This window comes from Candidatus Electrothrix sp. (assembly GCF_052785085.1).
Genome location: NZ_JALAAI010000184.1, coordinates 1 through 5,287 on the forward strand (window position 1 = coordinate 1; position 5,287 = coordinate 5,287).

The window sequence follows — 5,287 nt, forward strand, 5'->3', positions numbered from 1 at the left end:
ATCACAAACCTGTTGATCCGGGTAGGGTTCCTCATATTCAGCCTTAATCAGCCAGATGCCAGGCTGAAGAATCCGAATTTTCCCCATTCCTTCGCTGTCAGTCTTTGCAGTATAGGCAAAGACATCCCCTTCCGTGGAGAATCCCATGTAGGTAGCAAATATTCTGCTCTTATACGGCTTGCCTCGCAGGAGAACCTGCACTGGGAAATAATCCCCGGCATGTAAGGTGGCGGGATTATCCTGGGGGATAATCTCCAGAGTATGACCGTGTGCCTTTTTATCTATCGCAGCGTCTTCAGCCTCCACAGCAAGCAGCCCTTTCATGCTCTTGTGTGAGCGGACGCATCGCAACACATTCTCCAGGCCCTCTTTGTTTTGTTTTTTCCATCCTTCTGTGGTTTTGCTGTAAAAAGCAGGTTTGCGTTCCCCGGAAACAGTATAGATACCCGGTTCGCTCAGTGCTTCTTCCGGTTCATATTCAATGACATTGGCCGCTTTCAGAGGGATTTCCTGACTGGCAGGACCAATCAGAGTCATATTCTCCATATCCTCCTGCTGCAGAAAACTGCCCAGAGGATAGCCATGCCCGTAACCGATATTGATCTTGGGTGATGCTCCGGTGTGGAGAGAGTAGCTGTCTGCGTTGACCCAAGGGTAATGACCAAAGGCTTGGCTGTTGATCAGGAATGTCATCCCCATGCAAAAGGCAAGAGCTACATAGTTTTTACGCATTTTTTTTTCTCCTTTACAGTGTTAGTTGAAAGTAAACATCTAATTATTAAAGTCGGAAAAGCAGGGTGCTTTTTCGGTATATATTCCTGCTGAAACTGCTGAAACGTCAGAATTCTAAAGTCATGGTCAGGTAGACTGACAGCGGCAGAGCTGGCGAATAAGATGTGGCGGAAGTGTAGTCCGCATACTTGTCGTCGAGAAGGTTGATGATGTCAAGAGAAAGCCGATATGTCCTCTCTGTCTCGAAAAGATAAGAGACCTGTGCGTCCAGCCGCCCCCAATCCTCCGACTCATGCTCATTTTGATTGTCAATATAGTATCCGTCCTCCCAATGATAACGCAATCTTCCGCCTAAGCCCTCAGAGGGCTTGTAACCGAGTTCCAGATTCACAATGTGCGCCGGCACTCTGGTCAGTGTATTGCCGGAATAGGACAGGCCGTCAATCTGATATTCGTCGAACTCCGCATCAATATAGCTGTAGTCGGCGTGCAGATAGCCATAATCAAAGCCGTAGAGGTCAAGCCCCAGCTCTACCCCGTTGCGGGTGGTTTTGCCCACGTTGTCAAATTCACCGGATCCGGCAACTGTCTCAATGAAATCTTCGGATGTCTTCAGCTGATAGGCGATAAGCTCGGCCATGATCCAGTCGTTTGGCCTGATACGGGTTCCGGCTTCAATCTGTTTCCTCTTCTGGGGATCCCAGTTTTCCTGTTTGAAAGCAGCCATTTCCGAGAAACCGGGCATGAGAGCGAAGCCTTCGCTGTAATTGGCGAAAAGCTCAAGATGATCGTCTAGCAGGTTGAGTACGCCACCCGCCTTGGGGGAGAAGATGGTCTGGGTATCCATAGAAAATTCCTTGCCTTCGTCAAGGTAGTCCGCAAGGTCGCCGTTAAAATAGTCGAATCGTGCTCCCAAGAACAGGCGCAGGAAAGGCGTGATCTGGATACTTCCTTCGGAAAAGACGCCCAGGGACTGCATATCAATAGTATAATTCCAAAACTGCTCGCCTTTTTCCCGACCGGTTCCGGCCAGTAATCGCCAGCGCTTTCGGGTGTCATCCTCAACCATGTAATCGGCACCGGCGGTCAGCCGCAGCTCCCGGTCAAAGACATCACCGATGAAATTATAACTTCCCCCCAGCCCGTAAACAGCACGGTCAAAGTCCCGGAGATTGCCGACAACGGTATCTGCATCAAGTCCTTCCGGATCATTTGCATACCAGCGTTTGAAGTTCTGGTCCGAGTTCCAGAGATAGAATAATGCCTTGGAGGTATTGTTCAGGGTATAGTCAAAGTCCAGTCTGCCCTCCAGTCGGTCTTTGCTGCCGCCGTTAACCTCGCTCACGGCCTGAGTGGGGTCTGCATCAAATTTTTCCTGGGTCAGGTAGCCCGGAGCATCCCAATCTGAGTTGAAGGCACGCAGACTGATTCTGGCTCGCAGTGCGTCGGTCAGCCTATGGCTTATTCTGGTGGCACCGTTCAGTTTGTCCCAGTCGGAATTATCCTGGTACCCGTCCGTATGGTAATTCTGCAGGGAAAAAACATAATCGGTTTCATCTGTGGAAAACCCGCCGACATAGTTGGTTTCATAGGTATTATGGGCCCCGTAATGCAATTTCACCCGCTGGTTATCAACACGCTTTTTGGTGTAATAGGACAAGGTTCCCGCAGAAGCATAGTTGCCGTAGAGTGCCGAGGCTGGCCCCTTGATGAGTTCTGCCCGTTCCACCTCTTCAGGATTGATGGTATTTGTGTCTGCATAGCCATCCCCCTCGTTCAACAGGATACCGTCCACATAAATCGCCGTGTTGGGGCCGTGCGAGTTGCCGGAAAAACCGCGCATGATGAAATTGGCCGCAGTTCCTCCCTGTTTATATTGCACAATAGAGACACCTGATGTCTGTTCCACCATATCCAAGGGGGTAATGTAGACACGGTTGGTGATCTCCTCATTGTCCAGAATCGTAGCCGAGGTACTCTGCAAGTTGGTGTTGACCGCTTCGCCCCGTACAACCACTTCGTCAAGTACGGTCGAGGCTGCTGCACCTTTCTGTTTTTCCTCTGCTATCATTTCTTCTGCTCCAGAGATGACCGGGATCAGGGGAAGCACGGCGGAGGCAGCCAGCAGAGCATATTTCCTGCTGTTTTTTTTCTGTTTGTCGGTATGTTTCATAAATTTCTCCGTAATTAACAGCTCCTGTTATGAAAAAATGCTCCCGACCGCCTGAACTGTGCAGTCGGGAACAGGGAGATGGCTTTTTAAGAACCCAAGAACCCTTCCTTGGATTGCCGGGTACTCAGTAATTGATCGCAAAATTCAAAAAATATCCCCTTGGATTCGCTGTCCGGAGCCAAGTTGCAGCTTCGGTGCTGGGATATCTTTCGTCAAAGGCATTTTTTACCTCAAAGGTCAGGGAGTAATCGTTATGCCTGTAGCCGACTTTTGCATCCGCAACCCAATAATCAAGGGTGTTTTTTCGTTCCCCTACGTAATCGTTGGAATAATCATCCAATAGCCCCTCTCCGACATAACGATAATCAAACCCGGCAAATAAGCCTTGGGGCGGTTGCCATTCAAGGCCGAAACTGTACAGCCATTCCGGGACAAGGGAAATATCCGTATCTGAATAATCAACACCGTTTTTGACGTAATCGACATATTCCCCTTTGGTGTAGGAGATATTCCCGTACACGGTGAGGTGGTCAACAAGGGTGTAATCAACATCAAGCTCCACACCAGTGCGTCGTGTTTCTCCCTGGTTTTCCTTGGTGCCCTCTGCGTCAAAGGCAACGATTTCGTCTTCTGTCTCCAGAATAAAACCAGTTAGGGTGCCCGCAAGGCCTTCAATGCCTGAAAATTGTACCCCCAGTTCGTACTGGCGGTAGGTTTCTTCCTGCAAGTCAGGATACATGAACTTGTCAAAGCCGTTGGGCAGCTTGAATCCCTCTCCGTAGGTTGTGAAGAAGGTGTAGCCATCAAGCGGTGAATACTCAACAGCTGCCTTGGGACTGAAGATACTGAAGGTTTCCATGTCTGAGCCGGTGCCGGTCAGATTATCATCCAAGTCTCCGCCAACAGAATCAAAGCGTCCGCCCAAGGTAATGGTCCAGTCGGAGAGAAAGAATTGATTTTGCAGATAGGCGGAAAAGGTGGTGATTGCGGAGTCACCATCCACGGTGATTTCTTCTCGGGCAGAAGGAATTCTGCTCGGGTTATTGGCATTGATGGTATGGGTCAGTTCTATCTGACTGTCGATACCGGTGGTCAGGGTGCTGGGTATTCCCCAGGCATCATAGTCGAACAGGTGACTGAGACTTCCACCGTACATATCCCGATCATGGTACTCTTCACCCACTGTGGTATCTCTGTCCCGGTATCGGGTCAGGTTCATGGTGTAGCCGTACAGCATCAGGTTGAGGGTGGCGTTGTCCGAGGTTTCCCAGCTCATATTGGTGCTGCCGCCGTAGCGGTAACGTTCACCACTGCCTAATTCTTTTGCGCTCCAGTAGTCTCCGGCATCCCACTGCTCTCTGCTCAGGTATTCTGGATGGTCCCAGGAGGTGGAGTGCAGATTCAGGGTAAGACCTGCTTTCATTTTTTCGTTGAGATCATAGGTCAGCTTGCCGCTGGCATTGGCAAGGGTCCAGGCAGAGTGATCAGTGGCCCCTTCGCTTCGTGAAATCTCTGCCCCGAACACTGAAGAAAGTTTGCCGTCAGTGCGACCGGCTGAGGCGGAAAAGCGCTGTCTGCCAAAATCACCAGCCCCCAGTTTATAGGAGCCAAAATCTCCTGATCGTTTGGTGATGATGTTGACCACACCAGCCCGTGCAAATTGTCCGTACAGAGCAGAAGACGGCCCTTTGATCACTTCGATGTACTCAATATCTTCCGGGATAAGGGTGTTGAAATCCCCGTAGCCATCTCCGTGGGAGGTGGATTCATTGATAGGCACACCATCGACAAAGATAGCAACCCCTGTGTTATGCCCCAGTCGGAGCCCCCGCATGGCAAACTGACTGGCTACTGCCCCCTGGCCATAATCCTGTATCACCACGCCTGGAACCTTTTGCATGAGATACAGGGCTTTATCCAGATGTACTTCCTCCAGTTCTTCTGACTCAATAACGGTTGTTGAAGGCGGTACAGAGGAGACACGCTCGTGTTCACCGGTAACAACCACCTCCTGCATGGTCAGTACCTTACTCGGTTCACTGGCGTGACTGACTGATGCAGTCAGGATCAGGGTTGGGATAATCCAGGGGATCTTCTTGTTCTTCTTCATTCTCTTTTGTGCTTATAGATTGACGGTTATGTTGACATTGACATGTCAGTGTTCTTCCTGATGCAGCATCTCTTTGCTGACCTTGACGCCTAAGCGAACAAAATGCTCTTCAGCGTCTTTGATCGTAATTTTCCAACGCCCTACAGTGTCCGGGCGGAAACAGAAATAGCCGTTGCGGTCAGTGCGACCGGATTGGAAGGGAAGTTCAGCATTGGGAGCAAAGATCTCCACTGCTGCATAACTCATTGTTTCACCGTCATCATAGGATGCGG

At 50.2% G+C, this 5,287-nt stretch carries 3 protein-coding genes and 1 pseudogene; all 4 read right to left on the reverse strand.

Features of this window, described 5'->3' with window-relative positions; all coding sequences use genetic code 11:
- Positions 1–732 (reverse strand): DUF4198 domain-containing protein (locus L2082_RS18260; protein WP_446012089.1); only part of this gene is annotated, 732 nt, incomplete at its 3' end.
- A gap of 106 nt (positions 733–838) precedes the next feature.
- Positions 839–2,905, reverse strand: coding sequence for a TonB-dependent receptor (locus L2082_RS18265; protein WP_446010809.1), 2,067 nt, complete (start codon positions 2,903–2,905; stop codon positions 839–841).
- 124 nt (positions 2,906–3,029) lie between these two features.
- Positions 3,030–5,015: a TonB-dependent receptor gene (locus L2082_RS18270; protein ID WP_446012090.1), complete on the reverse strand. Its 1,986-nt coding sequence runs from the start codon at positions 5,013–5,015 to the stop codon at positions 3,030–3,032.
- Between the two features lie 45 nt (positions 5,016–5,060).
- A pseudogene (locus tag L2082_RS18275) lies at positions 5,061–5,287 on the reverse strand (hypothetical protein); the annotation flags it as partial.